Genomic DNA, 18,367 nt, shown 5'->3' with positions numbered 1-18,367 from the left:
TTAGCTCGCTGTTTTATTCATATTCTTGATTTGCGTAATAATAAAGTGAACTAGGTGATAAACAATAGCCGAAACAGTGCCAATAAGAGTGGCGAAAATTAACGGCAAGATGGCGCCAAAAACAACGCTCATACTAAGTACGAATCCTAGAATAAACTGCTCTTGGTAAACCTTAATAAATAATGCAATCAAAGGGATACCAAAAAACAATGTGCTAGATAGTTGTGTGTAGCCAAAAGAGAAACCTGCCGATAGTAAAACTCCCCAAGTAATCGCTGCAACAAATCCAATCAATATACGTTTGGCGAAAGCTTGTTGCTGTTCAGTCGGCTGCAATAAAATATTCTGGTTTATGCGCGCAATTAAAAACCAAGTAATTGCCGGTAGAATTATACCTCCCCACCAGTTGGAAAACGCAGCAAGATCCTTATTGTGAAGCAAATAATGTACTGGTACGCCAGATCCATAATATTGCATTAACAGTGTAACCCAAGTAATGAGTGAAACGGCAATCGTTGCTAGATTTTTAACTTTCGTTAACGAAGTAATATTCATCATTTTATCTTTCACTTTGCGTAATCTTTGGTTTATTACACTAATGTTAACTTGTTTAAATCTACAATGGCTAAAGCAAATTTGTAAGCAAATAAAACACAAACAAAAAAGGCATCCTAAAATTGGGCTGATAACGAATTCGGGATCTCAAATTGAGATCCCTTTTTTATTTTTAGTATATATATCAATGAGTTAAAATTGCGAGTGCTGTACAAATGCATAGAATAACTTGTTTTTTGCTATTCAAATCAATAGCTTGCAGATAAATCGAATTTATAAAAATGAGTGATAATTATAAAATCAATAGTGCAGCTAGCTCGCGCCCAGTCAGGTAACTAAATTCCACCTGATTAAAAAGCTATTTGCTGCGCGAACAAAACCACCCTTTAAATATTTGTAAATATGCAATGTAAGGTGTTATTGTTGGAACACAAGATTTTTAGGCGGTCGCTAACGACTGCATAGAGCGATTAGCGGACAGGGAAACATTTTATGAAATTTAAGATATTATCAATATTAATTACATCATTAACGTTATTTGCATGTGATGGTGATGACGGCTCTACAGGTACTGCTGGTACGCAGGGTCCTCAAGGACCAACTGGTGCTCAGGGCCCTCAAGGTGCAACTGGGAGCTCTGGGGTTAATTGTTGGGATCTAAATGGAAATGGGGTCAATGAAGTTAGTGAAGATACTAATCTTGATGGTTTATGGACCGCACAAGATTGCCAAACAGTAAAAAGTCTGGCGCAAACCCAGGAAGCGACTCTTAATCATCAACATTTTTGCGAGGCCTTTGCTGAATTAGGAAAATACCCCGAAGGCTGCCCTTCAGATACTCATACGGTACCTACAGGAACACTTACTAAAATGACTTCGGATACTTTTTTTGCGGACGGTGCTGACGGCTTTGAAAGTTGTGCTATCACCCCTAATCAGGGTTTATTGAGCATCAAATATAATGCTTCACAAAACCTTTCATATTGGGTGTTAGAAGGGGCTTATATAGCGAATCAAACTACCATGTCTCTTACAGAGGTCATTGATAATAACGCTTGTTTTAATGAATGTGATAATGACCCTGATTGTATTGCCTCTGTTGCGAGTAAAAGTACAAATGAGTCATTTGAATGTCTAACATTTTATCATTCTGACACCATTTCTCAATGGGAGCAACTATGCGGCGTAAGCTTCCCTGGTACTACACCGTCAGGACTCTGTATTGCAGCCCTTGACGATCAAAGATGGTCAAGTAAATGTCCTTAGCAGCTTTAATCTACTTATTTTAAGTTACAGGTAATATATACAAATTGAATAGGATAATTTTTAAATGAAAAAACATATTGCACTATTATTAATCTTTGGTGCTTTAACAGCCTGTGGTGGCGGCGGAGGCGGTGGTTCGACGCCTACTCCTCCAGCGGATACTGGTGTTGATATTGATGTGCGCACCTTTAACTTTGTTTATCAAGGTGGCACCACATCTGATATTATAGTGAACGCAATTTACGATAAATTTCAGAGCGGACAAAGTACAACCACATTACATAGCAATGCCGTATACGGTGGTATTGTTGAGAATATAATTGTTAGCGCTATAAAGGATACATCAGGTAAATTAAATGTAAGCTTTGAGTTAAGGAATGCGAATACAGATGCTCTATTAGCTGCTGAGCAAGAAAGTATTAGCAGCGATGAACTTGAACAGCTTGTGTTTGCAGTAGGTGACAGTACTTTGACTTCTCCTGAATATGAAGTGGAAGTTTTTGATAGACCTCTAGACCAACCAAGTGCAACATCTGCACCTCTGTATGTAATTAACCTTTTTGGAAAAGAGGATGTAAACATATTTATCGACGATGCATTGTTTCAAGGCGCTTTAGAAGCAATAGAATTATCTAATAAGTATGATGTGGACTTAAAGTCCCCCTTGTCAAAGGTTTCATTAGAAGCATTAAACGGTACTGAGATTGCAACTTGTAATGTTAGCAACGAAAATTTTGATGACAGACAATCACTAATTATATTTGCTAAAAACACATCGAATTCACCTGCTTGCTTTATAACAACATATTAAATTCACTCATTGAAAATGTACTGCTAGGAGTCTTTTATATCCTAGCAGTGCTTGTTCTATGTATTACCACTAGTATACAAAGGTTAGGTTATAGCAAACGGCAGTAAATGGCACAAAGCGGTCGTCGACTACGTCCTCCAAAATAGGACTTATGAATACTTTATCCTAATGCCTATTTAGCGGAGTAAAATCTAATATATCGCTTATAGTGTATTGCTTATTAGCAATACCTAACTTCTCTGCCGGTGTAAGTGGTGTTTTAACTGATTTTTTATTTTTAAGAGTTTTTTCGTCTGTTAACACATAGTTGTTATATACACGCAGAATCTCTAAAAGCATTACTACCCATTTGGGGTTATAAGACGCATATCCGTTCCACCGGTGTGTATTTGTCGCTGATGTTATAGGCCTTTCTAACATGTTTATACGACGCCTGGTCATTTGAAAGTAATTATCTACCCCATGAGTCGATACTTGTAGCAAGGCCTCTGAAACTGCTACTGAGACTTTATTCAGGTTACCCATTAAAGGTTTGATTTCAATAGTTGCTTTAGCTTTGGGAAAAGGGTGCGTTATCCATTCTGATTTACCGTTACCCTGATAATCAAATAAGCGATGTAACTCTGCGGTCCAATACTTAAGGTTAAGGTCTCGCAAATTAGCATAGTCCTGTTTGCCGGCATTGATATCTGTTTGTGAAATACCTGCATCATGTAAAGTCTGCTCTGACCAGGTTCTCTTGTCTTGCATTTGACTAGCATTATTTCTGTCAGCTTTAATTAGTATAGGGGTTAACTTCCCGGATTTGATCAAACCACTCAACACTAAACAGATCCCCATTTCGAACCCTTCGTCATCATCAGCAAATAAGTTAATGCTTTGAGACTTCTCGTAAATTGGTTTTAGCAATTCTAAGTGAGCCATTAGAGAGTATGTTTGCTGAACCAATAAGTGCTTTGTTGGCGCACGCGTATTAAGCAAATCACCGACATCATCAGATTCCATATCTTTATCCTCGATGATGTATTGTGCATATTGCTTTAAATGACGTGGTTTTTCATGTTCCTTTAATTTTTTGTATTGAGATTTTATGTGCTCGTAATCGGATAAGAAGTCAAAATTTAGTGTGCTCGCTAAGACAAACCTGCTTTTATTCTCTACCGAACTTGTATTAACCAGCTTCGTTGGTCTGTTATCATTTTTGTCATTCCAGTTCGCTAAATAATGCTGTCTATCCATACTTATCTCAAGATGTTTGTTTTTAAGAACGTTCAAGTTCTTCTGCATATGAAAAGAGTCAAACAAAACACACTGGTCGTAGAAAAACTGGATTCTTTTATAAATCAACATTGCCGGTATATCGATTTGTTCTTGGAGGCGATTAATTACGCCTTTGTTCATTAACCCTCTAAATAGAATTTCATTTATGTTTGCATTAGTTTGGCCCATTTCCGGGAACATTTTGACAGTAAAAGGAGATTTGCAGTGCTTACACTCATAACGCCGACTATACATGTGTGATTGATTTTTTACTTGTGAGTGCACCTTACCTTTTTTAGCATAAAGGTTAGGGTAGCTATAAATATCTCTTCCGAAATTTATACAAGGCTTACCACGGCCTTTTCCTCTAGCTATTTTCTCATTCGGACAAGATGGTAGGTTCATTTGAGATAACGATTGAACTCGCATCGACTCAAATACAAACGCTCTATTATTTACTAAGTTTGTACTTGTTTTACAAAGCTGGCATGTTAGCCGCTCACCTGAATTTGTTATCCTATAGTCGTTACCCAAGCCTCTTTTAGGTTTGCCATCCTTATCCTTTTTCGGGTTGGTTGCCGGGATTCGGTAATTATCACAATTAGGGTTCTTACAAAAATTCAGTTGCACCATTTCGCCGGTATTCGGGTGCTTGAATGCTCTAGGTAAAGGACGGGCTGTTTTTTCTCTATGAGGGGTTATCTGCGGTGTTTTGGGTAGCGGTATTATTTCAGATTCGTTAAATACAATATAGAGTTCAGCAGCAAGCATCGCATCAACAAGCGCACCGTGTATCTTGCGCTGGGAAATATCGATGCCGTATCTACGGCAAGCATTATCAAGCTTCAACCATTTTCCATTGTTTATTTCATTGGCAACAGCCTTCATTAAGCATGATACTTTGAAGTCTCGCAGCATAACTACTGGGCTATTAAATCGAGCTATTTCCCATTGAATGAATGATATGTCAAATTCACTATTATACGTAACAATTTCATAACCCGAAATAAAGGCAAGAAGCTCTTCCCATATGTCCTTGAATAACGGTTTATCTTCGAGGAATTGGTTTGATAAGCCGTGTACATCAAAAGCTCGTTTAGGGATTTTCTTGTTGTCAGGATTTATATATTTGTCGAAGTAATTTTTCACATCAACTTTTCCGTTGTGAATTCTCACAACGGCTATTTGCACAATCCTATCTCCTTTTGCGGCGGACAACCCGGTTGTTTCTACATCTATTACTGCAATTTTTGACATCGCCACCTCCTTTGCTAAAAATAATGATTCTCAGTAGGATGTCAATAAAAGTTAGTAACTTATTGAAAATAATATTAAATAATGAGTTATTGTAATTGCTAGGTGCCTGGGAGGCCTTGAATTATGGCAGCTCTACGTTTTGAGTAACAACATAATTCGTTAGTGTAAGTTTGAGGCGATAACTAAATAAGAAGATTTTTTCGAGTTTTGCCTGATATTTTGAAAATACCGGGTAATACACATAAGCAATTCCGACATCTAATCATATAAATATCTATAACTAACTGTAATATAAAGATAAAATTCAGGAATCCTAACGTAACCGGTAACATTGCATACTTTAAGTTATTGATTATATAGAATTTATTTTTTAAAAAGTAAAAAAAAGGGATCATTTAGATCCCTAATTCGTTATCAGCCCATCCTAAAATGCCTTTATTTCTTAATAATATAACTAGTCTAAAACAACTCGTCTTCTATATTATACAAATGCTCTGCGCCGCTCAGCGCTTGTGCAGCAAGTGAAATTCGACGAGGAAGTAGACGTGCATAATAATAACGTGCGGTTAATAATTTAGATTTATAAAAATCATCACAGTCTGCTTTATCAAGAGATGCTTCTGCCATTTTAGCCCACATATAAGCTAAGGCGACGTAACCAAATACATGCAGATAATCGCAGGCAGCAGAACCAAGTTCATTCACGTCTCCCGACGCAGCGGCTAAAACATCTGTTGTTAATGATTCCAAGTCATTGATGGCAGCGGTTAATGGCTCAATAAATTCATTCATTTCACTCGACGATGTAGCAGCAATATAGTCGCGAACTTCATTGACAAACACATTCATAAATTGACCGTTATTAGCCGCAACTTTACGACCAATAAGATCCATTGCTTGAATACCATTGGTTCCTTCATAAATTTGTGAAATTCGGGTATCGCGAACTAACTGTTCTTGCCCCCATTCACGAACAAAACCATGACCACCAAATACTTGCATACCGGCAACGGTACTTTCTAAACCAGTATCAGTAAGAAATGCTTTCGCTAAAGGTGTCATCAATGCAGCAAGTACTTCACCATTTTTCTGTTGTTCACCGCTTGCATACTTTGCCAAATCCAACTGCATTGAAATATAGGTATAAAGTGCTCTATTGCCTTCATTCAAAGCTTTCATGCTCATCAACATTCGACGTACATCAGCATGAACCATAATAGAGTCAGCTTCTTGGTTTGGATTTTGAGTACCTGTGGCTGCTCGCCCTTGGATGCGCTCTTTGGCATACTCTAGGGCATTTTGATAAGAACGTTCACTGGCACCTAAGCCTTGAATACCAACGCCAATGCGTTCGTAATTCATCATTGTGAACATGCATGCTAAACCTTGATTTAGCTCACCAACTAAATAGCCTTCGGAGCCGTCAAAATTCATCACACAAGTAGACGATGCATGAATTCCCATTTTATGCTCAATTGAGCCACAGGTAACATTATTAGCTTCGCCTAATGACTCATCTTCATTCACTTTAATCTTCGGCACTAAAAATAAAGAGATACCACGTGGCCCGGCTGGTGCATCAGGTAATTTGGCTAACACTAAATGAATAATGTTTTCAGTTAAGTCTTGCTCTCCACCAGTAATAAAAATCTTACTGCCGGTAATATTGTATGAACCACTATCGTTTGGCACCGCTTTGGTACGAATAATACCAAGATCACTGCCCGCATGTGATTCAGTTAAACACATTGTTGCAGACCATTGGCCAGCATACATACGCGTAAGATAGCGGCTTTTAAGTTCATCACTACCATGCTTTGATAGAGACAAAGCTGCACCAGCGGTTAGTCCTGGATATAATGAAAAAGAGATATCGCCAGAACACAGCATTTCTTCGTGCATTGCGGTCAGCATTTTCGGCATTCCCATACCACCAAACTCTGGTTCACCACCCAGTGCAGTCCAACCACCTTCGGCATAAGTATTGTATGCCTCTTTAAAGCCTGGTGCGGTTGTCACCTTACCATCTTCAAATTTAACGCCAATTTCGTCACCGTCGCGAGAGATAGGTGCAATAACTTGTTCTGCAATTTTTGCACATTCGGTTAATATCGCATCGGCAGTATCTTTATCTACATTTTCAGCCAATGCAGGAATGCCTTGCCACAATTTTTCAGCGTTAAAAACGTCGAATAATACAAAATTCATATCTCTTAAAGGTACTTGAAATTCAGCCACAATGGCCTCCGTTAAATCCGTTGGGTTTGATTAATGTTCTGTCGCTTACAAAAAACATTTAAACAAACAATTAAAACACTTGTTTGAATATACCTAAAAAATCGATTATTTGTAAAGGTAAAAGTATTAAATTCTCGGTTAATTATTGCAGTATTAACGAAAAAGGCAGATGAAATTGAGCAAATTTGTTGAGTTAAAAAAACCGAAACATCAACAATGCTTCGGTTTCGGTCAGTTTGTAATGCAACTTAAAATCAATATCGATAATGTTTCAAATTAAAGATTCTCTTCTGCAAATCTTGCTAACGAACTTCGCACCACACCGTTCAGGTTTACGGTAGCGCTGCCTTCGTAATTTTTAAATCGCTCAACAATATAGGTTAAACCTGATGTAAGAGCGGTTAAGTAATTACTATCTATTTGCGCAAGGTTACCGGAACAAATGAGTTTAGTCCCTTCACCACAACGAGTGATAATGGTCTTTAATTGTGCTGCGGTAAGGTTTTGACACTCATCCAGTATTACCACTGCATTTTGCAATGAGCGACCACGCATAAAGTTAACCGACTTAAACTGAATATTCGCTTTTTCCATTATATAGTTCATGCTGCCACTCATACTTTCATCTTGCTTGTGCAACACTTCCAATGAATCGGTAATTGCAGCAAGCCATGGCGCCATTTTCTCTTCTTCTGTACCCGGCAAGAAACCGATAGATTCGGCAATTTCTGGGGTTGAGCGGGTAACGATTATTTTATCGTAAATGCCTCTTTCAACAACGAGCTCAAGTGCCGAAGCCAAGGCGAGTAATGTTTTACCACAACCAGCTGGGCCGGTTAAAATACAAAGATCGATTTCAGGATCAAGTAATGCGTCCATAGCCATCCCTTGATAGATGTTTTTTGGGTGAATGCCCCAGGCATTTCGCCCCATAAGACGCTCGTGTCCAAGATCAAGAACTTCGGCTTTATCATCCGTCATACCAACAATTTTGCCAGCAAAGGAGCCTTCTTCATCTATTAAGTATTCATTCATAAAAGCACTTGGGATCAATGATTTATCAATTAAGTGCTTAGTATATCTGCCGGTTGTTTCACTTTCACAATCGCTAACTTGCTGCCAAAAGTCACCGTCAAATTTGTGATAACCTTTAGTTAAAAACTTAATATCATCAACCAATTGGTCGGTGCGATAATCTTCAACAAACTTTAATCCTGCACCTTTGCCTTTAAGGCGCATATTGATGTCTTTGGTAACTAAAACCACTTTTTTATCACGATGATTTTGTTGTAAATGTAACGCCGTACCTATGATGCGATTATCATTTTCATTTTTCGATAAACCACCAACAACCTGGTCTAATGCAAAATCATTGAAAATTGAAATATGGCCTGGTTCAACCTGTGATTCATTAGTATTGGGTAATTTGACGCCGGCTAATACTTGTTCAGGTGAAGCATCCGTTAATAGATCTTCTAATGCTCTAATAGCGACGCGGGCATCACGACTTACATCTTTATTCCTGTCTTTAATGCTGTCGAGCTCTTCGAGAACGGTCATTGGTATTACAACATCATGTTCTTGGAAAGATAAAAAGGCGAACGGTTCGTGGAGAAGGATATTAGTATCTAATACGTAAATGGTATGTATTTCGGTCATAGTATGTCCTACAGCTCTTATACCAAGCTCATTTATTATTGGACATTTTGACTGCTAAAAATGAATAGCTACAGTGTTATAAAATCAGTAAAAATAGCGACTTACAATAAAATTATATCCCTGTTAATTATCCTTTTATCGAAGTAAAAAAAGTGCACATAAATAATGGCGTTGGTTTTATTGAATAACTGAACAATGTTACTAATAATCAAATAGTTAGCAGAGCATCATTCGCTAAAATTTATTATTTTTGCGTCTGTACAGGTCCCTTTATTAACTCATCCATAATTCTACCTTGCCACTTAATTTGAATAGATACAACCGAATTTTAACTTAATTTAGGTGAATAATTTTCATTTAAAACTAAGCTTATAAACAATGCCTTTATTTGTATCACTAAATGTTCGATCACGTTAAAAATATTTAGCGAATAAAAGCAAAGATTTAGTAAGCCAATTATTAACAAACTGTTCATTAGAATAAATTATTGAACAATAAAGAAAATAACTGGACTTACCATATAAATAATTTACCATAGCGCCCTTTTTGCAAGCCCACATTAATTGGAGAATGTTAATGTCTTTTTTTCTTGGCCAGCGTTGGATAAGTGACAGCGAATCAGATCAAGGTTTAGGAACGGTAGTAGAAGCTGCTGGTCGATTTGTCACCATACTTTATACCGCTACTGGCGAATCTCGACAATATGCCACCAAGGAAGCACCATTAACTCGAGTGATCTTTAATGTTGGCGATGTTGTGCCTTCACATGAAGGTTTTAGCATCACAGTAACGAAAGTCATCGAAGACAAAAATTTGTATACCTATGTAGGTACCCATGTTGATACAGGTGAAGAAGTCGCGTTAAAAGAAATGATGCTAGATCATTTCATCAAGTTTAATAAACCACACGACCGATTATTGAACGGCCAATTTGATCGATTAGATTGGTATCAACTTCGTAAAAAATCGTTAAAACTACAACATCAACAACAACAATCTGAACTTACCGGATTAGTTGGCGCACGAGTGAGTTTAATTCCTCATCAACTCTACATTGCCGAAGAAGTCGGTAAGCGATTTGCACCAAGAGTGTTATTAGCCGATGAAGTAGGATTAGGTAAAACCATTGAAGCGGGTTTAATAATCCATCAACAGCTTGTGTCAGGTCGCGCCAAAAGAGTATTAATTGCAGTTCCTGAATCATTGATGCATCAATGGTTAGTCGAAATGTTACGTCGCTTTAACCTTAAATTTAGTATTTTCGATGAAGAACGTTGCCTGCAATATGCTGAAGGCGAAAATCCATTTAGCGCCGAACAACTGGTTTTAGTAAACCTTGATTTCCTCGCTAATAGCCCAGATCAGTTTGAAAACATAGCCAATGAAGATTGGGACTTGCTGATTGTTGATGAAGCTCATCACCTTTCATGGTCACAAGACGATCCGTCGGTTGAATACCAATGCATCGAAATACTGGCTCAATATATACCTGGCGTTTTATTATTAACAGCTACCCCTGATCAATTAGGTCATGAATCACACTTTGCTCGTCTGCGTCTACTTGATGCTAACCGTTTTTACAGTTACGAAGAGTTTATTAAAGAAGAAGAGCAATACGGCGCTGTTGCCGATGCAGCTAACGGTATTCTTGGCGATGCTAGGCTCGATGTTAATCAACAAAACACTCTTAAAGAAATGCTCAGTGAAGTCGACGTAAGTTCGTTAATCGATGATTTAAACAATGGCGATGACCAGACAGTTCAAAACGCCCGCAGCGAATTGTTGTCACAATTGCTCGATCGCCACGGCACTGGACGAATTCTATTTAGAAATTCACGTAATACCATCAAAGGCTTTCCTGAGCGAAAATTGTTAGCAACTGAATTAGAGTTGCCTGAAGCGTATTTAGAATCAATTAGTAATTACATTGCTAGCGGCGATGAAGAAAAGCTAGTAGCTTCCAGTGTCAGCAAAATGATTTTCACCCCAGAAGCTTTATATCACTTAGAGCCTCAACCAAATGAATGGACAGACTTTGATCCACGTGTCGATTTCCTCATTGATTTATTAAATGAGAATCGTCAAAACAAAGTATTAGTGATTTGTGCTCATGCCCAAACCGCCAAAGACTTAGAGCAAGCGTTAAGAGTGAAAGAAGGCATTCGAGCAGCCGTTTTCCATGAAGGTATGAGTATTTTTGAACGCGACAAAGCGGCAGCCTACTTTGCTCAAGAAGAAGATAGCGCGCAGGTATTATTATGTTCTGAGATCGGCTCTGAAGGCCGAAATTTCCAGTTCGCTCATCACTTGGTTTTATTTGATTTACCGCGTAACCCTGACTTATTAGAACAGCGAATTGGCCGCTTAGATCGTATTGGACAAACCGATACCATATCGATTCATGTGCCTTACTTTGCTAATTCACCACAATCGTTATTGTTACATTGGTATCACCAAGGCCTTAATGCTTTTGAACATACCTGTATAACAGCTCGCGCGGTATTCGAAGAATTTGGTACGGCAATGATGCAAACCGCATTGCAGGGTTTATGGCAAAATGACGCCATCGCCAATATCATTAATGCTAGCCATGAATTGCATTTAACCATCAAAGCCGATCTAGAAAATGGTCGCGATAAGTTACTTGAAATAAACTCATCGGGACAAGGCAAAGCCGAGTCACTGGTCGCGGATATCGAGCAACTCGATAGTAATTACGACTTGCCGCAATATATGTTTTCGGTTTTTGATGTTTTTGGACTAGAGCAAGATGATAAAGCGGATAATGCCATAGCTTTGCATCCAAGCGACCATATGCTTAGCAGTAACTTCCCTAACCTACCTGATGATGGCACCACAGTGACTTTTGACAGACAAACTGCATTAAGTTGTGAAGACTACCAGTTGTTAACTTGGGATCACCCAATGGTTGTTGGTTCTATGGACTTAATCTTAAGTGATGAAATCGGTAATGCTAGCATAGGCATTTTAAAGAACCCTTCGATTCCCGTCGGCACCTTCTTTGTAGAGTGCATTTTCACCTTTGAAGGAATGGCCCCATCAGAGTTACAGCTTGGGCGTTATTTGCCAACAACACCAATTCGTATTTTACTCGACAAAAACGGTAATAATTTATCGGATAAGGTTGCTGAAGATGTGCTTGACGGTCAGCTATCTCCGGTTAAAAAGCAAGTGGGTTTACAGCTTGCCAAAGCGTTAAAGTCTCAAATTCCTGCGCTTGTTGAAAAAGCTGAAAGCTATAGTGAATTGCAAATAAATGCATTGCAACAACAAGCAATGACATCAATGAATGAAGCATTAGAAGAAGAGCATCAACGATTAACGGCATTAGCTAAAATTAACCCGAATGTTCGTCAATCTGAATTGGAGTTTATTCGCCATCAACAAACAGAATTGACTCACTTTATCGAGCATGCGCAACTTAAATTTGAGGCGATTCGATTAATTGTGGTTAGCCAGTAACGTTAATAACGATAACGAACAACTTAACTAGCCAATGGCAGCGAATCCTAAGTTTATTTACCAACCTCCAATGGATCCTTATTTAGATATTATTTATCGTGATGAGGATCTTGTTGTGCTCAATAAACCTAGTGGCATGCTGACCGTTGAAGGCCGCTTAGTTGAACATCAAGACTGCTTAGAAAATCGAGTTAAAAGAGTCCTTCCTACTGCAACCATTGTGCACCGCCTTGATATGGCTACGTCGGGGATCATTATTATGGCTCTCAATAAAGCAAGCCATGTCGCCATAAGCAAGCAGTTTGAACAAAGACTGACAAAAAAGGTATATATTGCTCGTGTCTATGGTCATTTGCAGCAATCAACGGGCACAATCGATTTTCCGTTGATTAATGATTACCCGAATAGACCAAAGCAAAAGGTGTGTTTCGAGGCGGGTAAGAAAGCGTTGACGCATTATAAAGTTCTATCAAAAGATCAGCACAGCTCATTAGTTGAACTTAAACCCATTACAGGCCGTTCTCATCAATTAAGAGTGCACATGCTTGCTATCGGGCATCCCATATTGGGTGATAGACTTTACTCGTCAGGTAAGGCGCTAGAGCTTAGTAAACGCTTACAACTGCATTCCAAATATTATGCACTACATCATCCGCGAAGTGGTGAAAAAATACAGTTTGAAGCCCAATGTCCGTTTAGCTAGCCTTGATAAATATCAATCACAACTGATAGCTATTTTTGCGCAGTTACCAATTCATATGCCGCCTGAATGTCTTGCGCTTTTTGCTTAGCATCTTCCATTAACTCTGGTGGTAAGCCTTTCGCGACAAGTTTATCAGGATGATGTTGTGCCATTAATTTACGATACGCTCGCTTTACATCTCGTGCTTCAGTATTCGCAGTAACGCCAAGTACTTTATAGGCGTTGGCCAATTGCGCTTTCGCTTGTTGCGGTGATTGAGCTTGTCCGCCTTGATGAAACTTCTCACCGGCAACAATACGATCAAGCAACATATCCAACTCTTTACCTGATATACCTAATGACCTAGCAATTTTATGTAAAATAGTTCGCTCATTCGGGTGCAATTCACCATCGGCAAAGGCTGCTTGGATTTGAATTTCTATAAACATTTGTAATAGATCGTGGCGACCAAAACATGCTGTTTTTAGCTGTCGTAATTGTTGGCCTAAATCGAATGACTCTTGCTTGCCTTGGCTAAATGCCAATTGCGCTTCTTGCATTGCTTGTTGATTTAAACCCCAGCGCTTCATCGCACCTTTGGCAAAGGCGATTTCATCTTCACTGACTCGGCCACTGGCTTTACTAATGTTTCCCATAATCGAAAACGTCGACTGTAGGTAAATTTTTTGCCTATCGTTTTCATTCTCATTATTAAATGAATTAAAATCAAACCCTAGACCTTTATCGAATTTGTGACCAAGCCATAAGCCAAATATCGCGCCCAAAATACGGCCTGCCATAAAGCCTAAAAGGAAACCAAAAACCTTACCCCAAATTCGCATCTACTTTTCTCTTTTCTCATTTCTCATTTAATAATTGATTGGCAAATTGGTTTATAATTTGCAATCGTTCCGGCGTACCTACGTCACTCCAGATCCCATAATGAATGCTGCCGGATATACTATTTGTCGCCATTGCTCTAATTAAAATTGGGGCAAGCGGCAATTTTTCAACACTCAGACCTGCAAATAACTTGGGATCATACAATCCAATACCTGAATAGGTATATTTGATTACATCTTCATCGCTAACATTTAACAGACCATCAGCGACAACAAAGTCACCTTTTAAGTTGTGCTCAGGGTTCTCAACCATTACTAGGTGCGCTAATCCAGGGGGTTCAATTTGTTGTAACTGGCTAAAGTCGTAATCACAGTAAATATCGCCATTTACAATGATAAAAGGTTGCTCCCCTAACAATGGCAAGGCATTAACGATGCCGCCAGCGGTTTCCAAAGCGTTATCGCGTTCATTAGAATATTGAATTTGTACACCAAATTCAGCGCCATCTCTAAAATAGCTTTCTATTTGTTCACCGAGCCAAGCAATATTAATGACGATGTCGGTTATGCCAGCTGCTTTTAAATTATTTAAATGGTGCTCAATCAGTGCGACACCGGCAACTTTTAGCAAAGGTTTAGGGCAATTGTCAGTTAATGGCTTCATTCTCTCGCCACGTCCTGCCGCTAATATCATAGCTTTCATTAGCTACTTCCTAGTTGTTCTTGTTGGTTTTCTTGTTCTTTTTCTTGTTCTAAGCTTTTTAAAGCTGGCAATACGGTGTTGGCAACAAAGTCTGATAAGAAATGCAGCTCAGAGTAGTTTGCTGCAACATCGACAATATAGGATAAAGTTAACGGAATATCTTTCAAATAACCCGGTTTTCCATCACGATGGTACAAGCGTGCGAAAATCCCGCTGGCTTTAATATGTCGCTGCAACCCCATTAAATCAAACCAGCGTTGAAAGTCTTTTAGCGAAGATTGGGGTGCAATTTTTTGAGCGTGTGAGTAAAAGTAATCACTGACCAATGGATTAATAATACGGTCATCCCATTTCACGTAACAATCTCGAAGTAAAGACACTAAGTCATAAGTAAATGGACCTTTTACCGCATCTTGGTAATCAATCACGGCAAGGTTTTGTTGTTTATCCAACATAATGTTACGACTATGATAGTCGCGATGAACAGTAACGACAGGTTGTTCTAAAGCACTGCTTACTAAAATCGAAAAGCATTGTTGCAAGCTCTGCTTCTGTTGCTCAGAAGTAGCTAAACCTATATGCTCAGCAAGCAACCAATCGGTAAATATTTCCATTTCCATTTGCAAAAACGGACCATCATAAATTGGTAGAACATGCTTTTCGCTGCCTTGCACTCGAGCAATACGGGGTAATAAATCAATCGCTTTTTGATAATAATTTGCCACCGACTGTTCAGTTAACTTTGAGCTTAAAAGCATATCACCCAAATCAGAAATCACCATGAAACCTTGCTCTTCCTGATAATGAATAATGTCGGGCACAACAATTTCTTGCTCTTCAAACTGCTTAGTTAAGCTCACAAAAGCATTATTATTGAGCTTGTCTGGAGACGCATCGACAACGATGTAAGTTCTGTTATCACAACTCAGTCGGTAATAGACTCGAAAGCCGGCATCGCCAGTCAATGGCGTAATGGAAATTGATTGATTAATAAAAACTGACTTTAACCAGTTCTGCAGCTGTTGATATCTAACGTTTGACGACAAGATTAAACCCGAAATTTAAAGGCAAAAAACAACTATAACGAAATAGCAGAAGAAATAGAAATACTATATTATATGTCGATTGTAATTTAATTTTCTTGTAAATAGTTGCTCGTATTATCGACAGTATAACGCACTGAATTATTTACTTTAAATATTGTCTATAACAATGACTTACTGTAACCCTGTGTTACACTATTAAGAACAATAATTATTAACATAATAGTCAAATAGCAATTTGACTGTGCAGCATTTTAGATATCGGAATATGCATGCCATTTTCACGTAGCATCATTTTAATTAGTATACTTGGATCGTCATCTATGGTCCAAGCTGAAACACAGACGATGGAAACGCCATTTAGTAGTGAATGTGCGATCGTTCCGCCTGTTCAAATTCAGCTCATTGATCCGCAAGTTTTGCCGGATCAAAGCATCATGATCCAGTCGAAAAAGTCTTTTGTCGATAAAAACGAAATTACTCATTTTACCGGTGGTGTAGTGCTGGCAGCGGAAGATAAAAAAATCCAAGCTGAACAAATTGAAGTAAACCGCATTAAGGGTGAGATCACATCTTCAGGAAAAACCACCTTTCAAGATAGCACTATGACCGTTACTGCAGATAGTTTGCAGGCCAGTTCAAATGAAAAATTTGTGGTAATGGAAAATTCAAAGTACCGCTTAAATGAAGCACCGGGCAGAGGCGCAGCAGACAAGTTACAACTTAATGAACAAGGTGTGCAATTGAAAGGTTCAAGTTTCACATCTTGTACACAAGAAGTGCCTGACTGGCAAATTTCGGCGAGTGAAATAAACCTTTCAACTGAAGATGAAGAAGGCGAAGCGTGGAATACGGTATTTCGCGTCAAAGATGTTCCAATATTTTATTTACCCTATTTTAATTTCCCATTATCCGATAAACGTAAAACCGGTTTTCTTTATCCACAAATAGCAACATCAAATAATTCTGGCTTTGAGTTAGGTTTGCCATTTTACTGGAATATAGCCGAAAATATGGATGCCACCATTACGCCATATCATATGTCTAAGCGAGGTACCCAGTTAAAAACTGAGTTTCGTTATTTAAGTGGCCAACAAAATGGTCAGATAGATATTGAATATCTTGAAAAAGATAATGAGCTCATTAACAACGATGATGCCCGTTACCTCACTCGCTTTCAACATGGTGGTACGTTTTCAGACAACTACCGAATCTATATGGACTACAGCGATCTGAGTGATGACAATTACTTAGTTGATATTGGTAGCGACCAGTTTAGTAAATCAGATGCGTATTTGTGGCGAATTGGTGAGCTAGGTTATTACAGTGATTATTGGCACAGTGTTGTTAAACTGCAAGATTTCAAAGTACTCGGTGATAATCAAGAGAGTTACAAAACGATTCCACAGCTGGAATTTGAAAGTTACTACCCACTTGGTTTCTTACAATCAACCTTAGTCAGTTATGGTGAGTACTCACACTTTGAAAGTAAAAATGAAGACTTGCCAACTGCCGATAGATTTCATGGCGAACTTGGTATCAACATTCCATACTCTCACCCTGGTTGGTTTATTAACTCAGACTTTAGAGTAATGCACACCGTATATCAGCAGGATAATATTGAACTTGCATCAACTTTTTTACCACTAGAGGAAGATGTAACGAGAACTTTACCTAAGGTTCGCATTCATACCGGGCTTAACTTTGATCGAGATACATCGTTGTTTGTTGAGGATATGACTCAAACCTTCGAACCACAAATTCAATATCTTTATGTCCCTGAAAAAGATCAAGATGATATTTTCATTTACGATACGTCAACTTTACAAGACGATTTTGATGGTCTGTTTAGAGATCGACGCTTTTCTGGTGTTGACCGTATAGCTGAAGCAAATCAAGTATCCATTGGTGCAACAACTCGGATCTTAAATAAGGCAAATGAGGAACTTTTCCGCTTTAGCGTGGGTCGTATCTTTTATCTTAATCATAGTAATATCACCTTTGATGAAGACGGTAATCGAGAAGATGAATCATCACTTGCAGGAGATTTATTTATTCAATTAGCCAAGCGTTGGCAGTTACAAACCGATGTGCAATATAATACCGATACGAATACAACGGAGAAGTCGCAAATAAGTCTCGATTATAGACATGATGAACGAAATATATTTCAAATTAGTCATCGTTATATTAGTAATTTATCTGGCGTTTCAATTGAACAAGTATCTGCTCTTGGTAGCATGCCAATCAATAAAGATTGGCAGTTTGTTGGGCATGTAACACAAGATTTAGTCAATAAACGATCATTAGAAAGTTATGCAGGTGTGCAGTATGAAAGTTGTTGTTGGGCGGTTCGTGTAGCTTACCATCGTAATATAAATACCAACCTAGATGATCAAGATTTTATTAATCAAGATAGAGACGAATTTGATAGTGGATTTATGATACAGTTTGTTCTTAAAGGATTAGGCGGAAATCAAAGACCACTTGGCGTTGATGATATGTTAGAATCAGGCATATTCGGATATAAACGTCCATATTTTCTAAGTAATTAACCAAACTCAAAGT

At 38.4% G+C, this 18,367-nt stretch carries 12 protein-coding genes; 5 read left to right on the top strand and 7 right to left on the bottom strand.

Annotated features, from left to right (window positions below; genetic code table 11):
- Nucleotides 1-558 carry a hypothetical protein gene (locus LT090_RS03545; RefSeq protein WP_157726582.1) on the bottom strand — a complete coding sequence of 186 codons (558 nt, stop codon included), beginning with the start codon at nt 556-558 and terminating at the stop codon, nt 1-3.
- 489 nt (nt 559-1,047) lie between these two features.
- Here LT090_RS03545 and LT090_RS17130 point away from each other — a divergent pair, with 489 nt between their 5' ends.
- Nucleotides 1,048-1,821, top strand: a complete 774-nt coding sequence (locus LT090_RS17130; protein WP_068544600.1) for a collagen-like triple helix repeat-containing protein — start codon at nt 1,048-1,050, stop codon at nt 1,819-1,821.
- A 64-nt stretch (nt 1,822-1,885) separates the two neighbouring features.
- Nucleotides 1,886-2,632 carry a hypothetical protein gene (locus tag LT090_RS03535; RefSeq protein WP_068544602.1) on the top strand — a complete coding sequence of 249 codons (747 nt, stop codon included), beginning with the start codon at nt 1,886-1,888 and terminating at the stop codon, nt 2,630-2,632.
- A 165-nt stretch (nt 2,633-2,797) separates the two neighbouring features.
- Here the strand turns inward: LT090_RS03535 and LT090_RS03530 are convergent, their stop codons facing one another.
- The 3 genes from LT090_RS03530 to LT090_RS03520 form a co-directional block, all read right to left on the bottom strand.
- Nucleotides 2,798-5,149 carry a 3'-5' exonuclease gene (locus tag LT090_RS03530; protein ID WP_068544604.1) on the bottom strand — a complete coding sequence of 784 codons (2,352 nt, stop codon included), beginning with the start codon at nt 5,147-5,149 and terminating at the stop codon, nt 2,798-2,800.
- 459 nt (nt 5,150-5,608) lie between these two features.
- Nucleotides 5,609-7,387 carry an acyl-CoA dehydrogenase C-terminal domain-containing protein gene (locus LT090_RS03525; protein WP_068544606.1) on the bottom strand — a complete coding sequence of 593 codons (1,779 nt, stop codon included), beginning with the start codon at nt 7,385-7,387 and terminating at the stop codon, nt 5,609-5,611.
- Between the two features lie 276 nt (nt 7,388-7,663).
- A complete protein-coding gene (locus LT090_RS03520; protein ID WP_068544608.1) occupies nt 7,664-9,046 on the bottom strand; it encodes a PhoH family protein in 1,383 nt (460 codons plus the stop codon).
- Nucleotides 9,047-9,622: 576 nt separating this feature from the next.
- Between LT090_RS03520 and rapA the strand changes: the two genes are divergently transcribed.
- Entirely contained in the window at nt 9,623-12,529 is a 2,907-nt protein-coding gene (gene rapA, locus LT090_RS03515) for an RNA polymerase-associated protein RapA (RefSeq protein WP_068544610.1), read from the top strand.
- Between the two features lie 34 nt (nt 12,530-12,563).
- Complete coding sequence (locus LT090_RS03510; protein WP_068544612.1) at nt 12,564-13,232, top strand: RluA family pseudouridine synthase; 669 nt, start codon at nt 12,564-12,566, stop codon at nt 13,230-13,232.
- Nucleotides 13,233-13,261: 29 nt separating this feature from the next.
- Here the strand turns inward: LT090_RS03510 and djlA are convergent, their stop codons facing one another.
- From djlA to LT090_RS03495, 3 genes are read right to left on the bottom strand one after another with little or no spacing between them, the layout of a single operon-like run.
- Nucleotides 13,262-14,053, bottom strand: coding sequence for a co-chaperone DjlA (gene djlA / locus LT090_RS03505; protein ID WP_068544614.1), 792 nt, complete (start codon nt 14,051-14,053; stop codon nt 13,262-13,264).
- 16 nt (nt 14,054-14,069) lie between these two features.
- Nucleotides 14,070-14,756 carry an N-acetylmuramate alpha-1-phosphate uridylyltransferase MurU gene (gene murU, locus LT090_RS03500; protein ID WP_068544616.1) on the bottom strand — a complete coding sequence of 229 codons (687 nt, stop codon included), beginning with the start codon at nt 14,754-14,756 and terminating at the stop codon, nt 14,070-14,072.
- Nucleotides 14,756-15,802 (bottom strand): aminoglycoside phosphotransferase family protein, encoded by a 1,047-nt coding sequence (locus tag LT090_RS03495; protein ID WP_157726583.1) that lies wholly within the window; start codon nt 15,800-15,802, stop codon nt 14,756-14,758. The genes murU and LT090_RS03495 overlap by 1 nt, the downstream gene beginning before the upstream one ends.
- A gap of 269 nt (nt 15,803-16,071) precedes the next feature.
- On the opposite strand from LT090_RS03495, the gene lptD reads away from it, so the two are divergent.
- The gene (lptD, locus tag LT090_RS03490) at nt 16,072-18,354 is read left to right on the top strand and encodes an LPS assembly protein LptD (RefSeq protein ID WP_068544620.1); all 2,283 of its coding nucleotides are present in this window, start codon (nt 16,072-16,074) and stop codon (nt 18,352-18,354) included.
- Nucleotides 18,355-18,367 lie beyond the last annotated feature (13 nt).

It is taken from the genome of Thalassotalea crassostreae, assembly GCF_001831495.1.
GTDB classification, from domain to species: domain Bacteria; phylum Pseudomonadota; class Gammaproteobacteria; order Enterobacterales; family Alteromonadaceae; genus Thalassotalea_A; species Thalassotalea_A crassostreae.
The sequence above is the reverse complement of the archived record's forward strand: the minus strand, read 5'-3'. Positions and strand labels throughout refer to the sequence as shown.